General features: G+C 54.5%; 11 protein-coding genes and 5 pseudogenes. 13 read left to right on the top strand and 3 right to left on the bottom strand.

Annotation, left to right across the window (positions count from 1 at the left end; all coding sequences use genetic code 11):
• Positions 1-50 precede the first annotated feature (50 nt).
• From O1V66_RS07895 to O1V66_RS07880, 4 genes and pseudogenes are all read left to right on the top strand, one after another.
• On the top strand, positions 51-1595 hold the full coding sequence (locus tag O1V66_RS07895) for an ABC transporter substrate-binding protein (RefSeq protein ID WP_187329808.1): 1545 nt from the start codon (positions 51-53) through the stop codon (positions 1593-1595).
• A 13-nt stretch (positions 1596-1608) separates the two neighbouring features.
• On the top strand, positions 1609-2598 hold the full coding sequence (locus O1V66_RS07890) for an ABC transporter permease (RefSeq protein ID WP_045047716.1): 990 nt from the start codon (positions 1609-1611) through the stop codon (positions 2596-2598).
• Between the two features lie 23 nt (positions 2599-2621).
• Positions 2622-3440: an ABC transporter permease gene (locus O1V66_RS07885; protein ID WP_045047717.1), complete on the top strand. Its 819-nt coding sequence runs from the start codon at positions 2622-2624 to the stop codon at positions 3438-3440.
• Positions 3433-5032 (top strand): annotated as a pseudogene (locus O1V66_RS07880) (ABC transporter ATP-binding protein). The gene O1V66_RS07885 and the pseudogene O1V66_RS07880 overlap by 8 nt, the downstream one beginning before the upstream one ends.
• Positions 5033-5104: 72 nt before the next feature.
• On the opposite strand, the gene ttcA reads toward O1V66_RS07880, so the two are convergent.
• Positions 5105-6034: a tRNA 2-thiocytidine(32) synthetase TtcA gene (gene ttcA / locus O1V66_RS07875; RefSeq protein WP_045047719.1), complete on the bottom strand. Its 930-nt coding sequence runs from the start codon at positions 6032-6034 to the stop codon at positions 5105-5107.
• Positions 6035-6688: 654 nt separating this feature from the next.
• Between ttcA and O1V66_RS07870 the strand changes: the two genes are divergently transcribed.
• The 5 genes and pseudogenes from O1V66_RS07870 to O1V66_RS07850 all read left to right on the top strand — a co-directional run bounded on the left by O1V66_RS07870 (position 6689) and on the right by O1V66_RS07850 (position 10529).
• Positions 6689-7021 carry a hypothetical protein gene (locus O1V66_RS07870; RefSeq protein ID WP_269128371.1) on the top strand — a complete coding sequence of 111 codons (333 nt, stop codon included), beginning with the start codon at positions 6689-6691 and terminating at the stop codon, positions 7019-7021.
• The gene (locus O1V66_RS07865; protein WP_330873491.1) at positions 6907-7740 is read left to right on the top strand and encodes an acyltransferase family protein; all 834 of its coding nucleotides are present in this window, start codon (positions 6907-6909) and stop codon (positions 7738-7740) included. Before O1V66_RS07870 ends, O1V66_RS07865 begins: the two co-directional genes overlap by 115 nt.
• A 250-nt stretch (positions 7741-7990) precedes the next feature.
• The gene (locus tag O1V66_RS07860) at positions 7991-8353 is read left to right on the top strand and encodes a hypothetical protein (RefSeq protein ID WP_045047721.1); all 363 of its coding nucleotides are present in this window, start codon (positions 7991-7993) and stop codon (positions 8351-8353) included.
• Positions 8354-8768: 415 nt separating this feature from the next.
• Positions 8769-10011 (top strand): annotated as a pseudogene (locus O1V66_RS07855) (alginate lyase family protein).
• Positions 10012-10253: 242 nt separating this feature from the next.
• Positions 10254-10529 carry a putative hemolysin gene (locus O1V66_RS07850; protein WP_045047722.1) on the top strand — a complete coding sequence of 92 codons (276 nt, stop codon included), beginning with the start codon at positions 10254-10256 and terminating at the stop codon, positions 10527-10529.
• An 80-nt stretch (positions 10530-10609) separates the two neighbouring features.
• On the opposite strand, the gene O1V66_RS07845 is transcribed toward O1V66_RS07850, so the two are convergent.
• Positions 10610-11602 carry a 2-hydroxyacid dehydrogenase gene (locus O1V66_RS07845; RefSeq protein WP_045047723.1) on the bottom strand — a complete coding sequence of 331 codons (993 nt, stop codon included), beginning with the start codon at positions 11600-11602 and terminating at the stop codon, positions 10610-10612.
• A gap of 156 nt (positions 11603-11758) precedes the next feature.
• Between O1V66_RS07845 and O1V66_RS07840 the strand changes: the two are divergent.
• The 3 genes and pseudogenes from O1V66_RS07840 (at position 11759) to O1V66_RS07830 (ending at position 15004) form a co-directional block, all read left to right on the top strand.
• Positions 11759-14449 (top strand): annotated as a pseudogene (locus O1V66_RS07840) (YdbH family protein).
• A 23-nt stretch (positions 14450-14472) separates the two neighbouring features.
• On the top strand, positions 14473-14655 hold the full coding sequence (locus O1V66_RS07835; RefSeq protein WP_152623626.1) for a YnbE family lipoprotein: 183 nt from the start codon (positions 14473-14475) through the stop codon (positions 14653-14655).
• Positions 14656-14701: 46 nt separating this feature from the next.
• Entirely contained in the window at positions 14702-15004 is a 303-nt protein-coding gene (locus O1V66_RS07830; protein WP_414058477.1) for a YdbL family probable chaperone protein, read from the top strand.
• A 104-nt stretch (positions 15005-15108) separates the two neighbouring features.
• On the opposite strand, the pseudogene O1V66_RS07825 reads toward O1V66_RS07830, so the two are convergent.
• Positions 15109-15727: pseudogene (locus O1V66_RS07825) on the bottom strand (FMN-dependent NADH-azoreductase).
• Positions 15728-16112: 385 nt separating this feature from the next.
• Here O1V66_RS07825 and hrpA point away from each other — a divergent pair.
• Positions 16113-19942: pseudogene (hrpA, locus tag O1V66_RS07820) on the top strand (ATP-dependent RNA helicase HrpA).
• Positions 19943-19979 lie beyond the last annotated feature (37 nt).

Raw genomic sequence — 19979 nt, 5'->3', positions numbered from 1 at the left:
CTCCATTTTAATTATTGAGAGGCATTGCCTCTTGCTAAGGGAAACTCATGATAGATCGTCGTTCGTTTATCAAAAGCGCAGGGGCTCTCTCTGTCGCTGCGGCTACCGGTTCGCTGTGGCCGTTTTCCAACGCTCTGGCCGCAGACAGCGCCGTGCCGAAAAAGGGCGGTCATCTGGTCGTCGGGATCGACAATGCTTCCAGCACCGATCGCCTGGATCCGGCGTTCTGGTTTGAAACCTACATGTATTTCGTCGGCTCGCAGATTTTCAACAGTCTGGTCGAGATTGACGAAAAAGGGCAGCTCGCGCCTTCGCTGGCCGAATCCTGGTCTGCTGCCGACGGCAGCAAGACCTGGGTTCTGAAGATTCGTCAGGGCGTACAGTTCCACGACGGCCGTTCGCTCGGCGCGAAAGACGTGGTCTACTCGCTGAATCACCACCGTGGCGAGAAATCGACTTCGCCGGTAAAAGGTTATCTGGATCCGGTTGCGTCAATTACCGCCACCGGCGAGCATGAAGTTACCCTCAAGCTGAACTCGCCGGATGTGGAATTCATCTGGCTGCTCTCTGCCGTGCACTTTGTTATCACTGCCGAGAACGAAAACTTCGACAAGGGCATCGGCACCGGCGCGTTTATTCTCGAAAAGTTCCAGCCGGGTGTGACGACGCTGACCAAGCGCAACCCAAATCACTGGAACAGCGCGCGAGGCCATGTCGATTCCGTGGAAACGCTGGCGATGAACGACTCTACCGCCCGCGTGGCGGCACTGGTCAGCGGTTCCGCGCAGCTTATCAACCGGGTTAATCCGCGCATCGTCGGGCGTATTCAGCGCATGCCGAATATTCAGCTGGTGCGCGCCAAAGACAGCGCTATCTACACCTTCCCCGGCCTGTCGAATCTGGCTCCTTTCGATAATGTGGAAGGCCGTCTGGCGCTGAAATACGCCATCGATCGCAAGCAGATTATCGACACCGTGCTCGGCGGTTTCGCAAGCGTGGGCAACGACAACCCGTTCTTCCCGTCGAATCGCTACTTCGCCAAAGATATTCCGCAGCGTCCCTATGATCCCGAGCAGGCAAAATTCCACTGGAAGAAGTCAGGCTTTACCGGGCCATTGACCCTGTCGGTCGCCGATGCGGGCTTCCCGGGGTCGGTCGACGCCGCGCAACTTTATCAGCAGTCGGCGGCCAGGGCGGGTATCGACATCAAGGTCGATCACGTACCGGACGACGCCTTCTGGAACGATACCTGGCAGAAAAAGGTCTTTGTGTCCTCCAACTGGGCGAGCCGCCCCACCGCCGACGCCATGCTGTCACTGGTGTTTACCAGCCAGTCCTCCTGGAATGAGTCTGCGTGGCACGTACCGGCCTTCGATGCGATGGTCAAAGCCGCACGTGGCGAACAGGACGAAGCGCGCCGTAAACAGATTTACCACGACATCCAGGTCATGCTGGTGGATCAGGGCAGCGAAATTATTCCGCTGTATGCCGATGCGCTCGACGGCTGCTCGACCAAAATCAAAGGCTTTACTTCTGTGCCGGGCATGCCGCTGAGCGGGAACCGCGCGGCCGAAAAAGTCTGGATAGAAAGCTAGGCGGAAACTGTTTATGTCTGAACTCTCTACACAACGGCCTGCGGGCCGTTCATCGTTGGCGGGGCTGGTGCTTCGTCGACTCGGCTATGGCGTATTGATGGTGCTGGCCGTATCGGCCCTTATCTTTGTCGGCGTACAACTGCTGCCCGGCAATGCCGCGACCGCCATTCTCGGGCAAAGCGCCACGCCCGCCGCCATTCATGAACTTAATCTGCAACTTGGTCTGGACCAACCCGCACTGGGGCGTTATTTCAGCTGGTTGCTGGGGATTCTGCACGGCGATTTCGGCATCAGCTATACCAGCCGCGAAGCCATTGCGGGGCCGCTGTTCAGTCGTCTGGACAACACGCTGTTTCTTGCAGGCTGTACGGCGGTTATTGCCGTGCCTCTCGCGCTGCTGATTGGGTTTCTGTCTGTTCGCTATCAGGGCGGGCTGGTCGATACGCTGCTTAACGGTCTTGCGCGTGCGGCGGTGGCCTTGCCCGAGTTCTTCTCCGGCTATCTGCTTATCCTGGTGTTCGCGATTACGCTTGCCTGGGCGCCGAGCAACAGTTCGCTGTCCGACGCGATGTCTCTTTCGGCCAAACTTTCCGCCATTGCCTTGCCCTGTGCCACGCTGGTGCTGGCGATCGTCGGCCATATGAGCAATATGACGCGCGCGGCGCTTATTGCCGCGCAAAGCGCCGCCTATGTCGATACCGCACTGCTCAAGGGACTGACGCCCGCGCGCATCCTCTGGCGTCACGTGCTGCCCAACGCGCTCGGCCCCATCATCAACGTGGTGGCTATCAATCTGGCCTACCTGATGGTCGGCGTGGTGATTGTCGAAAACGTCTTTGTGTATCCGGGACTGGGGCAATACATGGTCGATAGCATCAGTAAACGCGATATCCCCGTCATGCAGGACTGCGCACTGTTGCTGGCCGGTGTTTATATTTTGCTTAATCTGCTGGCCGACGTGTTGGCGCTGATTGCCAACCCGCGCCTGCGTCATTCACGCTAGGCGGCCGCTGAGGACTTTTTGACATGCCCGCATTAAAACCCACCGCCATTCTGGGACTGACAGGATTGCTCCTGTTCGTGCTGGTTGCCCTGTTCGCGCCGTGGCTGGCGCCTTACGCACCCGATAAAGTCATCGGCATGGCGTGGCAGGCGCCTGACGCCGCGCTGCGCCTCGGCACCGATAATCTGGGCCGGGATTTGCTGTCGCGAATGATTTGGGGCACGCGTGTCTCGCTTGGCGTGACCGCGCTCGCCGCACTGGTCGCCTTTGTTGTCGGCTGCACCCTCGGCTTTATTGCCGGCGTCAGCGGCGGCTGGCTGGATCAGACCATTTCACGCATCAATGACATGATCATGGCGATCCCGACGCTGATTTTCGCGCTTATCGTGCTTGCCGTTCTCCCGAAAACCATTCTGACTCTGACGCTGGTGCTGGGCCTGCTCGAATCGACCCGCGTGCTTCGCGTGGCGCGAGCCCTGGCGGTGGAAATCGGCGTGATGGAGTTTGTCGACGTGGCGCGCCTGCGCGGCGAAAGCCTTGGCTGGATCCTCTGGCGCGTGGTGCTGCCCAATGCGCTGCAAACGCTGATCGCCGAGTTTGGCCTGCGTTTTATCTTTATTTTACTGTTCCTGTCGGCGCTCTCCTTCCTCGGGTTGGGCATTCAACCGCCGACCGCCGATTGGGGCGGATTGGCGCGTGACAACAAGGACGGCATTCTGTTTGGCGTGTGGGCGGCCCTAATCCCGGGCGGAGCGATTGCCATTCTGGCGCTGGCTATCAATGCGGTCGCCGACTGGCTGATGAGCGGCAGCTCACGTTCGTGGGGAGGTCATCATGGATAAGTCAACGGCTTCACCGCTGCTGCGGGTAGAAAAACTGGTCGTGCGCTCGACTGACAAGGCGCAGCGTCGGCTGGTCGATGAAGTCTCTTTCGAGTTGCAGGCGGGCGAGGTGCTGGGTCTGATTGGCGAATCGGGCGCAGGCAAGTCGACGATTGGACTGGCGATTCTTGGGCATTGTCGTCACGGCATGCGCATCGAATCGGGCCGGATCCTGTTCAACCAGACCGATATCTGCCGCCAGTCGCAACGCCAGCTGCGAGTGTTGCGCGGTAAACGCATTGCCTATGTGGCGCAGTCTTCCGGCGCAGCGTTTAATCCGGCGATTACGCTGGGTGAGCAAGTGATAGAAGCCACGCTGAAACACCGCATCCTGCCGCGTCAGCAGGCGCAGGCCAAGGCCATCGAGCTGTTTACCCAGCTTGGGCTGCCGGAACCGGCGCAGTTTTATCATCGCTATCCGCATCAGGTCTCGGGCGGGCAACTCCAGCGCGCCATGATTGCCATGGCGTTGTGCGCGGGCCCTGAACTGCTGATTTTCGACGAACCGACGACGGCGCTGGATGTCACCACGCAGCTCGGCGTGCTGAAAGCCATTGTCGATGTCATTCGCCTGACCGGCGTTGCGGCGATTTATATCAGCCATGACCTTGCCGTAGTCGCGCAGGTGAGCGATCGCATCATGGTCTTGCAGCATGGCAAAACCGTCGAGCAGGCCGCAACGGAGCAACTGTTGCACGCACCGCAGCAGGACTACACCCGACGCCTGCTGACGGCGCACGGCGAGGATCGCAAGCCTCTGCCGATGGATCAACCCGAGCTGCTGCGAATAGAGAACATCAGCGCCCGCTATCATCATCAGCCCGTATTACAGAATCTGTCGCTGTCTATTTCGCGCGGCAGGACACTGGCCGTAATAGGCGAATCCGGTTCCGGGAAATCCACGCTCGGTAAAGTGATTTGCGGCTTGCACAAACCCGAGAGCGGGCAGGTGAGTCTCGACAAACAGCCGTTGGCGGCAGGGCTTCGCGCGCGAAGTCGCCAACAGTTGCGCGACATTCAGCTGATTCATCAGATTCCCGACACCGCGCTGAATCCCAGGGAGCGGGTCGGCAGTCAGATTGCGCGTGTGCTGGCGTGTTTCGGCACGTTGAATCGTCAGCAGCGTGAGCTTCGTGTCGCGGAGTTACTGGCGCAGGTCGGGCTTGATGCCGAGATGGCGACGCGTTTTCCGGCCGCCTTGTCGGGTGGGCAGAAGCAGCGCGTCTGTATCGCCCGCGCGTTGGCGGCGGAGCCAAAACTGATCATCTGCGACGAACCGACTTCCGCGCTGGACCCGCTGGTGGCACGCGATGTTCTGGCGCTGCTGCGCCGAATTCAGCAGCAGACCGGCATCTCCTACCTGTTTATTACCCACGATTTGCAGGTGGTGCGCGAAGTGGCCGACGAGGTTGCGGTATTGCTGAAAGGGCAGATTGTCAGAAAGGGATCGGTAAATACCACGCTTGCCGAAACCGCTCGACACTTATACCCGTGAGCTGCTGCGTTCGGTGCCGGAAATGCGTATTGGCTGGTTGCAGGAACAAACCGCCTGATTCACGGCTTACCCTAAAAAAACGCGCTGATACGAAATGTCTCAGCGCGTTTTTATTTTCTAGAGATAAAACTTATTTAATCTGCAACACGTCCAGACGCTCGATAGCCAGCTCTTCGTCTTCCGCCTGCCAGCCGACCGGCTGCATGGGAATGTCTTCACGGTCGAAGGCCAGATCGCCGCCGTCCACCACATCGCTGCCGTGATGAATCGCCTTGAAGTCAAACAGGCTGGTGTCATTGAGATGGGACGGCACAATATTTTGCATCGCGCTGAACATGGTTTCGATACGGCCGGGATAACGTTTGTCCCAGTCTTTCAGCATATCGCCTATCACCTGACGTTGCAGATTCGGCTGTGAACCGCACAGGTTGCAAGGGATAATCGGGTACTGACGGGCAATCGCAAAACGCTCGATATCTTTTTCGCGGCAGTAGGCCAGCGGACGAATAACGATGTGCTTTCCGTCGTCGCTCATCAACTTCGGGGGCATGCCTTTCATCTTGCCGCCGTAGAACATGTTCAGGAAAAGGGTTTGCAGAATGTCATCGCGGTGGTGGCCGAGCGCAATCTTGGTACAGCCCAGTTCGGTGGCCGTACGATAAAGAATGCCGCGACGCAGGCGCGAGCAAAGAGAACAGGTGGTTTTGCCTTCAGGGATTTTGTCCTTGACGATGGCATAGGTGTTCTCTTCGACAATCTTGTATTCCACGCCCTGTTGCTCAAGATATTCCGGCAGGATATGGGCAGGGAAGCCGGGTTGTTTTTGGTCCAGATTTACGGCAATCAGCGAGAAATTAACCGGTGCGCTCTGCTGAAGATTGCGCAGGATCTCGAGCATGGTATAGCTGTCTTTGCCGCCGGACAGGCAAACCATGATGCGGTCGCCTTCTTCAATCATGCCAAAATCGGCGATAGCTTTGCCGACGTCACGACGCAGACGTTTTTGCAATTTGTTCAGGTTGACCTGTTCTTTCTTTGTAACTTCTTGTTTTTCAAACATTGTATCGACGCTCGAGATCTAAAAAGGGCACCAGAAGGGCATCACTGCCTTGGCGCGAGCCTGTAAAAGCTGCATAAAGATAATTGGCGTGTATGTTACGGATTACCAGCGCGAATGCCAACACGTTTTATAGCGACTTTCCAGCAGGTTTGGGCACCACCATCGCCAATACGGGCTCCTGTCCCGGCCATGTCCAAGCGCTGAAAAGGGGCAACGCGGACAAGGCAATAAATCTGTGACCTGTGTTGCCACCCTTTTAAAGGCGTAAAACGGCAACGCATTGATGTTGCGATTAAAAGAATACAGTTATTGTCGATTATTGTGGAAGAGGTCAAGGAAAAGAGTAAACAGGTTAGCGGGTAAAATAAATAAAATTGAAATTTTAGCAATAAAGTGATGCGCTGATTGTTCGATAAGGCTTAAGTTTTATTTTTTATTTAGAGAAAATTAAATAAAACTTAATTTTATGCTAATTCCATCAATTAAATGGATTTTTTGATTTTTTTCAGAAAAAATTTGTTATGCATCTAACAAAAATACGCTTTTATTTGCGAAAAGCCTTTCCAATACAGTCATGGGCGTTATATAAAATACTGCCTAATAAATAAAACTCTCCCATTTTACTTCATGCCCGACGGTTTATGGAGTTCGACAATGATACACCGTGCGACAGTGAGTCCAGGTAATGCATTTCCGTCAGACGAAGACAACGTTCGGGATAACGTCAGTAATAAAACTATCGACAGTATGAAGCTGATTTTTGCTGTGACGGTTGTCATGATGCATGGCTTTCTTTTTGATATTAAAGACCCGGGCTACTGGATCGGATTTCTGGTAAACGGTTTTTTAAAACCGCCGTGCCTTTTTATTTTATTGCCAGCGGATATTTCTTTTTCAAGACAGTGCAGAAAAACAACGTTAAAAAGTGGTTCTATCATATCGGGAAAATATACCTACTCTGGTCTGTTATGTACCTGTATGCATTGAAGAGTATTTTCATTCTTGATGACGTGGGCCTGATCCGCAAGCTGTACCTGATGTTGCGTGCCGAAATCACCGGGGTCGTGCATCTGTGGTTTATTCCTGCCTTGCTCATCGCTGCACTGCTTTGCTACCTGACACGTAACGTGCTCAAGAAAAATACCCGCGCCGGGATACTCGCCTGTGTCGTTTTATGGATTATAGGAACAACTCTTAATTGGGCACTTATCTCCTCGGACAGCCAAAGATTATTTTTATGCAGAAATGGGCTCTTTTATGGCGCGCCCATGTTTATCCTGGGTTTTATTGTCGCTCGGCACCACGATAAACTTGTGCGCGCCAAATTAAAATTCACCGCCATCATTTTCGCCTGTTCATTGATTTTGCTTATTGAATCAGGGTTGTCGACCCATGCTTTGCAGGGAATGCAAAATAAATTCATTACCTCGATAGACATGATGTTGTCGACACCGCTTCTGGCGTTAACCATTTTCCTGCTTTGTCTCAAAAGGCCCAATATCAATCTGCTAGGAAGCAATACGCGCGTTACTTCTACATTTATGTACTACTCGCACATTATTTTTCTCGATTTTACTTTCTTGATCCTGCAAAGCGCATGGAGCAACTCTATTCTTCAATCAGGCATCCTATCGTCACTTATCTCGATGGCAGTCATCATCGTTTTGAGCTTTGTTTTTAAAAATAAAGTTGAAAAGCTGATTTAACACATGCAGGAAAATTGCATGATGCCGAAGGCCTCCGCCGATAATGTGCGGGACCCCACGGCGTTTTATTTGACCATTACTGTGATCCACAGCGTTATTGCTGTTTATATTTCATTTTTGAAATCGCGTTCTTTAATTTGATGTGAAATACCAATATTGGAAAATAAAATTATATTTGACAGGTGAAGGAGAGTAACTAGATTCAAGGGGTAAGGATTTATTCCCCTGCAAAATAACATTAGGAATATTTATGAGACTATCATTGAATTCCGACCTGCCGGAACTTGAAAATCTTCTTGCCGAATATGAAGAGGATGACGTCATTTCAAACATTGAGGTGATTAATTTCAGTCAACTGGCAGATACCTATATGGAAAGAGTGGAAAGTAGCTATCTTGCTGAAAATAAGGGATTGTTTACCAAAGCCGTAGACGATGTCTCTCAGGCGCTGCAAAAGATGGCCATTGCTATCGAGAAAAACAAGGCATCGCAGGAAGATAGAGATAATGCCAATCGAGCGGTTCAGTTTCAGATTGCGCAGATAATTGTCAATTATAATCGAACAATTGGCAAAGAGAAATTCAAGACAGGTTATATCAAAGAGAGCAAGTAAGTTGACTATATTGACCTTCCTCGTGGACACATGGCTAATAAAGTATTTTATTAGCCATGATGAATCGCCTTGCCTCGTCTGCAAATAACGCCTCTCCACGCGAATTTATTCTAATTCCATTGCCGTTTCTGGGTATCGACCCAGCTTGCCTTTGAATCTGGTATCAGGTGACGCAGTATCTTCTCAAGACACATCCTTATGGCGAGACATTTGCTCGCAGGCTACCCTCAAGGGAACACAAATTTGAAAACACATAAACTTGGCGAGAAGTTCTTCAAGCCAGGCGCAGGTTTTTATTTTCGATCGCGGGGCGTAAAAATCCATGTTCAGCTTAAGCAGGTCTTTCTTCACGGCCTCACTATGGCGATGGCGGCAGAGCACGCCGCAGTTTGGCGACATATTATGTGCCACGCTGATGTTTCTCATTATCCTGTTTTCAAGCCGGGTATTTGCCGCCGAAACACCGCCTGAACTGGCATTTCTTAAACCTGCTGACCTGTCACGCGTCAAGCGGCAACTCCAGCATGGACATGCCGCCGCAGAGACGCGTGAAGCCTATCGATTACTGCTTGTGGCCGCCGATCGCGCACTTCAGCAACCGGATTTAACTGTCACCGAGAAAGGCATGACCCCGCCAAGCGGTTCGAAACACGATTACCTCAGCTTAAGTGCCTATTGGTGGCCGGATTCGGCTTCATCGCAAGGGCTTCCCTGGGTACGGCGTGACGGCAAAATCAATCCGGCGAGTAAAAATAACCAGAGTGACGGGGTACGATTGGCGAGTTTTACCGCACGGGTTCAGGAACTGACGCTTGCCTGGTATTTTTCGGGGCAGCAGCGCTATGCAGACAAGGCCGCCCAGATGCTTCGGGTATGGTTTATCGCGCCCGCCACGCGAATGAACCCGAATCTGAATTATGCGCAGGGCGTGCCGGGAAGGGCCGCAGGCAGAAATTCGGGCGTGCTGGATGGACGCTATTTTTCGACACGCATTATCGATGCTTTGGTGCTGTTGCAGGGCAATCCTGCGTGGCGTCAACACGACGCCAGCGCGATGCGCCAGTGGTTGCAGGCGTATCTGCACTGGTTGCAGACAAGCCCGCTGGCGCTTAAAGAAAGTCGTGCCCTTAATAATCATGGTAACTGGTATGCCACGCAGGTTGCCGGAATTGCGTGGTATCTGCGAAAGCCCGACATCGTCGAACCAGATGGTGGCATTAACGCAAGGCAAGCTTTCGGAGCAACTCACGCCCGACGGTGCGCAACCGCTGGAGTTGGCTCGAACCCGTTCGTTTCATTACAGCTATTTCAATCTACAGGCGGTGACGCTTCTGGCCAGGCTTGCCGAGAATCAGCACCTGGATTTATGGCACTATAAAACCGCCAATGGCAGCGGGATAGTCGCTGCGCTGGACTTTATGGCTCCGTACACCGATGACACGCACCCTTGGCCCTATAAAAGTCTGGACCGAATTGGGGTGCGATTGATCCCGCTCTTATCCTCGGCCGATAACGCCCTGCATACTTCGCGTTATCGCCAGCAGATTGACCGCGCTTCCTTTACGCTTGGGTCAACAGAAAAAGCGGGCAAAGATCCACGACGCGGCGCGATAATTGACGCGCAGAGAGAGACGTGGCTGTTGTCGCTGCCACAGTGAGGGGCGTGACATTACGCTTTCCCTCTGCTCTCTGCTTTATCCTAAATTTAACAAGAAAAGCGGGTAATAAACCTAAGCTGTATGAGCGGAATAAATAACAATCAGAAATAGTCCGTGTCTGAATATAAATAATTTAAGAAAACAGGCTATTTACTTCCGAACAGGGGTCGACGTCAGCAGAAAAGCTCGGCTATGATGGCTTTCGTTAAAATTATCCAAACAATCATCCGGGAGCTGGGTAGATGAAAACAGCGTTACGCGTTCTACTTGCGGGTGCCACATTGGTGCTTGCAGCATGCAGCAGCAGTAGAGAAACCGCAGAAGTTCCTCAGCAGGGTAACAGCTTCAATATTGCCCACCGTAACCTGAATAACAGCCCGGCCGCCGCGGCCTGTTCTCTGGCAGGCGGCAGCCTTCAGCTCTCGCGTCAACTAGACGGAACCTCCGTCGGCATGTGTCAGATGTCCAACGGACGCCGCTGTGCCGAAAATGCGGTGTTGAGTGGCATCTGCTCCTGAGATTCGCACCTGGTAGGCCTGAGTGTGGTGTCTGCCCCGACGCGAAGGGATCCTTCCAGAAGCTGCACCTCGAGAGCCGGTTACGCCGTGACCTGATTGGCGCAATGTTCGCCTTTCGAAATCTGCGCCAGATTGTCGAGCGTAGTTTCCGAAATACTGATCAGCGCCTCGCTGGTCAAGAACGCCTGATGACCGGTGAACAGCACGTTATGGCAGGATGACAGGCGACGGAATACGTCGTCCAGCACCACTTCATTCGATTTATCTTCAAAAAACAGGTCGCGCTCGTTTTCATAGACGTCCATGCCCAGTGCGCCAATCTTTTGCTGTTTCAGTGCCTCGATGGCCGCACTGGCGTCGAGTAGCGCGCCGCGGCTGGTGTTGATAATCATCACGCCGTCTTTCATCTGGCTAAACGATTCTGCATTGAGTAAATGATGGTTGTCGGCGGTGAGAGGACAGTGCAGCGAAATGATGTCTGACTGTGCATAAAGCGTAGCCAGGTCAACATACTCGACGCCGATTTCCAGCGCCAGCGGGTTGGGATAAGGGTCAAAGGCCAGCAGTCGCATGCCGAATCCTTTAAGTATCCGTAATGCGGCGACGCCAATCTTGCCCGTGCCGATGATACCGGCGGTGCGTTGGTACATATTGAAACCGGTCAATCCTTCGAGCGAGAAATTGGCTTCACGCGTGCGTTGATAGGCACGGTGAATATGCCGGTTCAGACACAGCATCAATCCAACCGCGTGTTCGGCTACCGCCTCGGGAGAGTAGGCCGGCACCCGCACCACATCGATGCCCAGCTCCTTGGCCGCCTCAAGGTCGACGTTGTTGAATCCGGCACAGCGCAACGCCAGCGTCTTGACTCCCACGGCCGCCAATTCTGCCAGCACCTCGCGACTGCCGTCATCATTGACAAAGATACACACCGCGTCACAGCCTGCGGCCGTTTTTGCCGTAGGTTGACTCAGCATAAAATCAAAAAATACCAATTCAAAACCGTAGCGCTGATTGACCAGCTCAAAGTATTTGCGATCGTAATTCTTGGTGCCATAGACGGCGAGTTTCATGCGGTGTACTCCGACAGGTTGTGATTCCGTTAAACGCTGATGCGTGACCAGGTCTTCCCGTTAAAACTAGCACTGTGGCCTGCCCGAAACAAAGGGTAAGAGGATGTAACACCGCTTTTTATGATATCGTGCAGAAGTTAAGAAAATATCAGGATAATTCATGAGGAAAGGACTAAAAAACTCGGCGTGATCCTGTTGGTGTCGGCGCTCGTGCTTCTGCTGGCCCTCGCTATTCTCTGGCGAACTCTGCCGCAGTGGCTCTCGCCGCTGGCCGGGCATTGGCTGCCGCAGGGCACCGAATTACGCATTTCCTCAACGCCGGTCTGGTCGCAGGGCGCATGGCACTTGCCCGAGGTCCGCTATCAGGCGCAGGATTGCCTGCTGGCCACGGCCAAAAACGTTCGACTGGCGCACGGCGTCACCGGCTGGGATCTGCAAATGGACCAGCTCGACCTCGACACCGCCTGCCTCGCCAAACTGCCTGCCTCGCAGGGCGACAGCACAGCGCTGTCTCTGCCCGAGATCCAGAAGACGCTCCCCGCTGGCCGAGTTCACATCGGCAATCTTGCCATCACGCCTTATCAGCAGTATGCCGGTGCATTTACCCTTGAGAATCAAGGCGAAAAGCCGACTCTCGATTACCGGGGCGAGGCGCTGAGCTTTAAAGCCAGCCTTGACCCGCAGCAGCAGCTTGTGATTCAAAGCCTGACGCTGACGCCGCCGGGCGGAAACGAACCCATTGCCCTGACCGGCAGGCTCGTGCTGCCCGCCGCACTGAACACGCTTCCGCAAAGTGGCGAGATACACGGAGAGATGCGCAGCGCGGCGGTGCCGAATCCGCTGGATATCTTACTTCGCTGGCAGCAACAGCAGGGCGAATTGACGCTGGCGGAAAAAGGGCAGACGCAGCCGCTGATGAGCCTGCCGTGGCACCTCGGCGATAAAACGCTTCAGATTGTCGGCGGACAGTGGCGCTGGCCTTACGCCACCCAACCGCTTTCGGGCGGCATTAGTCTGACGCTGGACAACTGGAACAGCAGCTTTAATCAGACGATGCTGACCGGCCGCTTAAATGTGCTGACACAGGGACACAACGGCAAAGCCAACGCCGTATTGTCCTTGGGGCCGGGCAAGATAGGTCTGCTCGACAGCGATATTCCCTTCCAGCTCACGGGGCAGGCGAATCTGCCGAAAATGTCGTTGAGCGCCTCGTTTCCGGCCACATTGACCGGCTCGGTGCTGAATCCTGAAATCGCCCTGCACAGCGGTGCCTTGCTTCGCGCGTGGGGTCGGCCGTCGCCGACGTTGACGCTGCGCGATGCCCGCTGGCCGCTGGCCGGTGTCAAGGTCAGTGCAAAAGGAGTCAGCGGACCGCTTCAGGCGATTGTGCGCGGCGAAGACAACTACTGGGGCGCATTCGATGTGCATCTCAACGGTAAATCGCAGGATTTCTGGCCCGATCGGGGCAACTGGAATTTCAACTATTGGGGCAACGGCAATCTGCCGCCGCTCGGCGGAAAATGGGACGTAGCCGGAAAAGGTCACTGGCAGGATGCAAAGCTTTCATTAACCCGGCTCTCCGCCGGATTTGACCGCCTGCAATACGGGCTGGTCAGCGTCGATGCGCCAAGATTGACCCTGGTAAAACCGCTTGAATGGCAGCGCCCCGTGCCTGCGAGCTATGCGGATACGGAACCGGCATCCACGCCTGATTTCAGGGGCGAGCTAAAATTGGTGGCGAAAAAATCGCTCTCGAGAACAACGGCTATCTGCCGCCCACGACGCTGACTCTGGCGTTCAGGGGCGCGGACCCTATGCACATCAATCTCGGCGGTCAGCTTGAAGCTCTGCCCATCGGCCCGATTCGTCTCTCGGGTCGCTGGGACGGTGAACGTCTGCGGGGTCAGGGCTGGTGGCCGAAACAGGATCTGACGGCGTTTCAGAGCCTGCTTTCTCCCGATCTTGATATCAAGCTGCGCGGCGGTGAATTCTATGCCCAGTCGGCCTTCTCGGCGGCACGCGGGCAGGGCTTTATGGCGGGCGGCCACTGGGTGGTGAAAGGCGGCAGTCTGTGGCTCAAAGACGGCGATCTCGACGGGCTGGACTTCTCTCTGACCTATCGCCTGAAAGACAGCGTATGGCAGTTTGGCACCCGGTTCTCCCGTCTCGTTGCGCATTGGCGAGTTGAATAACCTGTTTCCGATGCAAAACATCACCGCCGAATTGCAGGGCAGCTATCCCTGGAGCGAAAAATCGCCGCTACGACTGACCAATGTCGGTATGGATGCCTTGATGGGTCACATCAGTCTTTCGGCGCTGCGCCTGCCCCAGCACGACGCGGCGGTGCTCAAGCTGCAAAAAATCAGTCTGAGTGCGCTGTTTACGGCCCTGAAACCCAAGCAGATGACCATGTCTGGCTTGGTCAACGGAGAGTTGCCGCTGTTTGTCGATAACCCGAAATGGCTAATCCACGAGGGCTGGATAGCCAATGACGGTGGCCTGACGCTGCGGCTGGACCCTGATTTTGCTGCGGCGATGGGCGGCGGCAATGTCGCCAACCGGCTGGTTATCCAGCTTTTGCAGTATCTTGAAATTCACCGCTCCTATGCCAAGGTCAGCCTCGATAACCTGGGTGAATTAACGATGGCGGCGGAAATCAACGGGGTTAACAATACCCAAAATCAAAAACGGGAAATTCGGCTAAATTACACCCATCAGGAAAATGTTTACCAGCTGTGGCGCAGTCTACGCTTCGGCGACAGCCTGCAGGAATGGCTGCAACAACAGCTTTCTGCACCCCAGCAGACGGCGGTCGGCAAGGATAATGCATTGAGGAAGGATAAATGAAGTCGAGAACGGCCTGTATCACGATGAACGCGCTCTGTCTGGCGGCAGTGGCGCTGCTGCTTGAAGGCTGCGTGCCGCGCATTGAGATAGCCACGCCCACGGCACCTATCACCATCAACATGAATGTCAAAATAGAGCATGAAATTCATATCAAGGTGGATAAAGATGTCGAAAATCTGCTGAAAAACAACAGCGATCTGTTTTAGGGAGCGGACCATGAATCTCATCAAAACCAGAGGACGTTGGCTCGCAATGCTGCTTTGCGGCTGGCTTTTTTGCGGGTCGGCACTGGCGTTGACGCTCGAAGAGGCCAAGCAGCAGGGGCGAGTAGGCGAGACGCTGACCGGTTATCTGGCGCCAGTTAAATCGGATGACGAAACGCAGGCGCTGGTCAAACGTATCAATCAGGGACGTGAACAGCAGTATCGGCAGGTGGCGAAAAGCAATCAGGTCAGTACCGATGACGTGGCGAAGCTTGCCGGACAAAAACTGGTGGCTCGCGCCGCAGCCGGAGAGTTTGTACGCGGTATCAATGGTCAGTGGCTGCAAAAATAGGCAAAAAAAGCGCGCTACAGTGAGCGCGCAAGCTTTACACTTTATTACCGGTACACACGACGATTCTAAAGAGAGTTAGCCGATAACAACGTTATTACAACAGGTTACGCCGCAGCAACCTGAGCAATGGCGGCATCGATTGCCGCTTTGGCGTCAGCCTGAGCTTTGGCTGCCACTTCCGGGCCGTAGGCAATCCCTTCGGCGAAGATGAACTCGACGTCGGTCATGCCGAGGAAGCCCAGGAACAGGTTCAGGTAAGGCGCAACCAGATCACTTGGGGTATCTTTGTGAATGCCGCCACGGCTGGTCAGAACCACAACGCGTTTGCCTTTGATCAGGCCTTCGGGACCTTTTTCGGTGTACTTGAACGTCACACCGGCACGTGCAACCAAGTCGAAATAGTTTTTCAGCTGGGTAGGAATGTTAAAGTTGTACATAGGGGCTGCCATAACAATCACGTCATGCGCCTGCAACTCGTCGATAAGCGTATTGGACAATGCCAGCGCTTCTTCCTGACGTGGAGACAGAGGCGCATCGGAAGGACGCAGTGCGCCAACCAGCTCGCCGTCAAGCACAGGAATCGGGTCAGCAGCCAAGTCACGAACCAGTCACATGGGCAGCATCGCTTGAAGATTGGAATTGTGAAACAAAGTAGTCTGCCAGTTGGTTAGTCTGAGAGAAGTTAGCCAGAATACTTGATTTCAGAACCAGGACTTTACTCATTAGTCATTCCTTCACAGATTGGGGATCAAACAGGGACAAGGCTGTCCCGCGAATGTTGAATACTGTAGAGATAAATGTTGATGAGTGATAGTGCAATATTTCGAGTTGTACATCCAAAAAATTTGAACAACCTTTTTAGCCTTCGCCATTGACGCCGTAGCATCGTTGGCTTCCTTCACTCACCCGAATCACTGACCGGTGTCAGCTCGTCGGGACTCACCCGAATCACTGACCGGCCGCAGATAAAATCCCTGTCGATTTCGGCAACCTTAATCGCTTGTGATAACATAGTCTTATTGAGGTAAGGCCTTAGCCTACCCGCCATCAAGGAATCTCGAACGTGAAATCACCGCTCGCGGCACTATCAGCACAACTTGACGGGCTGATGCTACGTGACCGACAACGTCTGCAACGCCGTTTGCAGGGCGCGAAAAAATCAACGATCCGCAGGCTTTGCAAGGGCTGACTCAAGAGCTGGAAACGGCAATTCAGCAGGGTCTGCTAAAAGTGGGCGCGCGTGAAGCGTCTCGCCCTCACATTACCTATCCTGAAAACCTGCCGGTTAGCCAGAAAAAAGACGATATTTATCAAGCAATTCGCGATAATCAGGTCGTGATTGTGGCCGGGGAAACCGGTTCGGGCAAAACCACGCAGATACCCAAAATCTGCATGGAGCTGGGCAGGGGCATCAAAGGGCTGATTGGCCATACCCAGCCGCGTCGTCTTGCTGCGCGCACCGTCGCCAATCGTATTGCCGACGAGCTGGAAACCAGCCTCGGCAATACCGTCGGTTACAAGGTTCGTTTCAACGATCAGGTCAGTGACAACACTTTAGTCAAGCTGATGACCGACGGGATTTTGCTGGCCGAGATCCAGCAGGACCGCATGCTGATGCAGTACGACACCCTGATCATCGATGAGGCGCATGAACGCAGCCTCAACATCGATTTCATTCTGGGATATTTGCGCCAGCTGCTGCCGAAACGCCCGGATCTGAAGGTGATCATTACCTCGGCGACCATCGATCCGCAGCGCTTCTCCAAACACTTCAACAATGCGCCGATTATCGAAGTGTCTGGCCGAACCTATCCGGTGGACGTGCGCTATCGTCCGGTAGTTGATAATGCCGACGACGTCGATCGCGATCAGCTGCAGGCGATTTTCGACGCGGTGGATGAACTCGGCCGCGAAAGTCGTGGCGATATTCTTATCTTCATGAGCGGCGAGCGCGAGATCCGTGATACCGCCGACGCGCTGAACCGACTGGACTTGCCCCATACAGAAATCCTGCCGTTGTACGCCCGCCTGTCGAACAGCGAACAGAACCGCGTGTTCCAGTCGCATTCGGGCCGTCGTATCGTGCTTGCCACCAACGTTGCCGAAACCTCGCTGACGGTACCCGGTATCAAATATGTCATCGACCCCGGCACCGCGCGTATCAGCCGTTACAGCTTCCGCACCAAAGTGCAGCGCCTGCCCATCGAGCCGGTGTCGCAAGCCTCGGCCAACCAGCGTAAGGGCCGCTGCGGACGTGTCTCCGAAGGTATCTGTATCCGTCTGTATTCGGAGCAGGATTTCCTCTCGCGACCCGAGTTTACCGACCCCGAGATTCTGCGGACCAATCTGGCCTCCGTCATCCTGCAAATGACGGCGTTGGGCCTCGGCGATATCTCGGCGTTTCCGTTTGTGGAAGCGCCGGACAAACGCAACATTCAGGACGGCGTGCGCCTGCTTGAAGAACTGGGTGCGCTAAACAACGCCGAGAGCGGCCGCTACACTCTTACGCCACAGGGGCGCAGTCTGGCGCAACTGCCGGTTGACCCGCGTCTCGCGCGGATGGTGCTGGAAGCCGAGAAAAACGGCTGTCTACGCGAAGTGATGATTATCACCGCTGCGCTGTCGATTCAGGATCCCCGCGAACGTCCGATGGACAAAAAGCAGGCTTCCGACGAGAAACATCGCCGCTTTGCCGATAAAGACTCCGATTTCCTGGCCTTTGTCAATCTCTGGGACTTTTTGCAGGAGCAGCAAAAAGCGCTGTCTTCGGCACAGTTTCGCAAGCTGTGCCGCAGCGATTTCCTTAATTATTTACGGGTGCGCGAGTGGCAGGACATCTATACCCAGCTTCGTCAGGTTGTGAAGGAGCTTGGCCTGCGCATCAACAGCACCGCCGCCGACTATCGCAGCGTACACTGCGCGTTGCTGACCGGCCTGCTGTCGCACATCGGGCAGAAAGATGTCGAAAAGCAGGAGTTTACCGGTGCGCGTAATGCCCGCTTTGCGATTTTCCCGGGGTCCGGATTATTCAAGAAACCGCCGAAATGGGCCATTGTCGCCGAATTGGTGGAAACCAGCCGCCTTTGGGGGCGTATTGCCGCGAAAATTGAACCCGAATGGATAGAGCCGCTGGCTAAACATCTGGTCAAATACAGCTACAGCGAGCCGCATTGGGAAAAAGCGCAGGGTGCCGTGATGGCAACGGAAAAGGTAACGCTGTTTGGCCTGCCCATTGTCATGGCAAGACGCGTCAACTACGGCAGTATCGATCCGCAGGTCTCGCGCGAGCTGTTTATCCGCCATGCGCTGGTGGAAGGCGACTGGCAAACCCGCCATGCCTTCTTCCGTGAAAACCTGCGTCTGCGCAGCGAAGTCGAGGAGCTTGAGCACAAGTCACGTCGTCGCGATATTCTGGTCGACGAAGAGACGCTGTTCCAGTTTTATGACCAGCGAATCGGACATGAGGTGGTGTCAGGCAGGCATTTCGACACCTGGTGGAAGACCCAGCCTGCTGACAGTCTGAACTTTGAAAAGAGCATGCTTATCAAAGAGGGTGCGGGTAAAATCAGCGCCCACGACTACCCGAATTTCTGGCATCAGGGCAACATCAAGCTGCGCGTCACCTATCAGTTTGAACCCGGTACGGAAGCCGACGGCGTCACCGTACACATTCCGCTGCCGCTGCTCAACCAGATTGAAGAAACCGGTTTTGACTGGCAGATTCCGGGCATTCGTCGCGAACTGGTGATGGCGTTAATCAGGTCTCTGCCAAAGCCCGTGCGCCGCAACTTTGTGCCTGCGCCAAACTATGCCGATGCCTTCCTCGGGCGCGCCACGCCGTTCGAGTTGCCACTGCTTGAGTCCATGGAGCGCGAATTGCGCCGCATGACAGGCGTGACGGTGTCACGTGAAGATTGGCAGTTGGCACAGGTGCCGGACCATCTGCGCATGACCTTCCGCGTGGTTGATGACAAAAACAAGACGCTGCGCGAAGGCAAAAGCCTGACGGCGTTGAAATCGACGTTGAAGGAGCAGGTGCAGCAGACGCTGTCGGCGGTTGCGGATGATGGAATCGAACAGAGTAATCTGCACGTCTGGAGTTTCGGAACGCTGCCGGACTGCTATGAGCAAAAGCGCAACGGGTATCAGGTCAAGGCGTATCCGGCGCTGGTCGACGAAAAAGACGCCATCGCCATCAAGCTGTTTGACAGCGAACTGGAACAGTCGCAGGCGATGTGGCGCGGCACACGCCGCTTGCTGCTGCTGAATATTCCTTCGCCTATCAAATATCTGCACGAGAAACTGCCGAACAAGGCCAAGCTTGGGCTGTATTTCAACCCTTACGGCAAGGTGCTGGATTTGATTGATGACTGTATTTCCTGCGGCATCGACAAGCTTGTTGCTGAATTCGGCGGGCCGGCATGGACAGAGGAAGGTTTCGCCAAACTTCATGAACACGTGCGAGCCAACCTTAATGATGCGGTTGTTGAGATTGCCACGCAGGTCGAGCAGATTCTGACGGCGGTATTTAGTATCAACAAGCGCCTGAAAGGGCGGATTGACATGACGATGGCGCTGGCGCTGTCCGATATCAAGGCGCAGATGTCGGGGCTGGTCTATCGCGGTTTCGTGACGCAAAACGGCTGGAAGCGCCTTGGCGACACCCTGCGTTATCTTCAGGCTATCGAAAGACGCATGGACAAACTGCCGGTTGATCCGCACCGCGATCGCGCCCAGATGCTGAAGGTCGACAGCGTGCAGCAGAAATGGCAGCAGTGGTTTAATAAACTGCCGCCAGTACGTCAGGCCAGCGAAGAGGTGCAGGAAGTCCGCTGGATGATTGAAGAGCTTAGGGTTAGTTACTTTGCCCAGCAGCTCGGCACGCCGTATCCGATTTCAGATAAACGCATCGTGCAGACCATGGAGCAGCTAGGCTAACTGCCGGATTTGACTCTGCATCAAAACGGTAGGAGGA

This window comes from Rouxiella chamberiensis (genome assembly GCF_026967475.1).
GTDB classification, from domain to species: Bacteria; Pseudomonadota; Gammaproteobacteria; order Enterobacterales; family Enterobacteriaceae; genus Rouxiella; species Rouxiella chamberiensis.
Note: the sequence above shows the minus strand (reverse complement) of the source record. Positions and strands in the feature narration are given on the sequence as shown.

Excerpts from the sequence above, each read along its gene's own strand:
- O1V66_RS07870 (WP_269128371.1), top strand. The coding sequence starts at position 6,689 with ATGATACACCGTGCGACAGTGAGTCCAGGTAATGCATTTCCGTCAGAC.
- ttcA (WP_045047719.1), bottom strand. The coding sequence starts at position 6,034 with ATGTTTGAAAAACAAGAAGTTACAAAGAAAGAACAGGTCAACCTGAAC.
- O1V66_RS07860 (WP_045047721.1), top strand. The coding sequence starts at position 7,991 with ATGAGACTATCATTGAATTCCGACCTGCCGGAACTTGAAAATCTTCTT.
- O1V66_RS07850 (WP_045047722.1), top strand. The coding sequence starts at position 10,254 with ATGAAAACAGCGTTACGCGTTCTACTTGCGGGTGCCACATTGGTGCTT.
- O1V66_RS07835 (WP_152623626.1), top strand. The coding sequence starts at position 14,473 with ATGAACGCGCTCTGTCTGGCGGCAGTGGCGCTGCTGCTTGAAGGCTGC.
- O1V66_RS07845 (WP_045047723.1), bottom strand. The coding sequence starts at position 11,602 with ATGAAACTCGCCGTCTATGGCACCAAGAATTACGATCGCAAATACTTT.
- O1V66_RS07885 (WP_045047717.1), top strand. The coding sequence starts at position 2,622 with ATGCCCGCATTAAAACCCACCGCCATTCTGGGACTGACAGGATTGCTC.
- O1V66_RS07830 (WP_414058477.1), top strand. The coding sequence starts at position 14,702 with ATGCTGCTTTGCGGCTGGCTTTTTTGCGGGTCGGCACTGGCGTTGACG.
- O1V66_RS07890 (WP_045047716.1), top strand. The coding sequence starts at position 1,609 with ATGTCTGAACTCTCTACACAACGGCCTGCGGGCCGTTCATCGTTGGCG.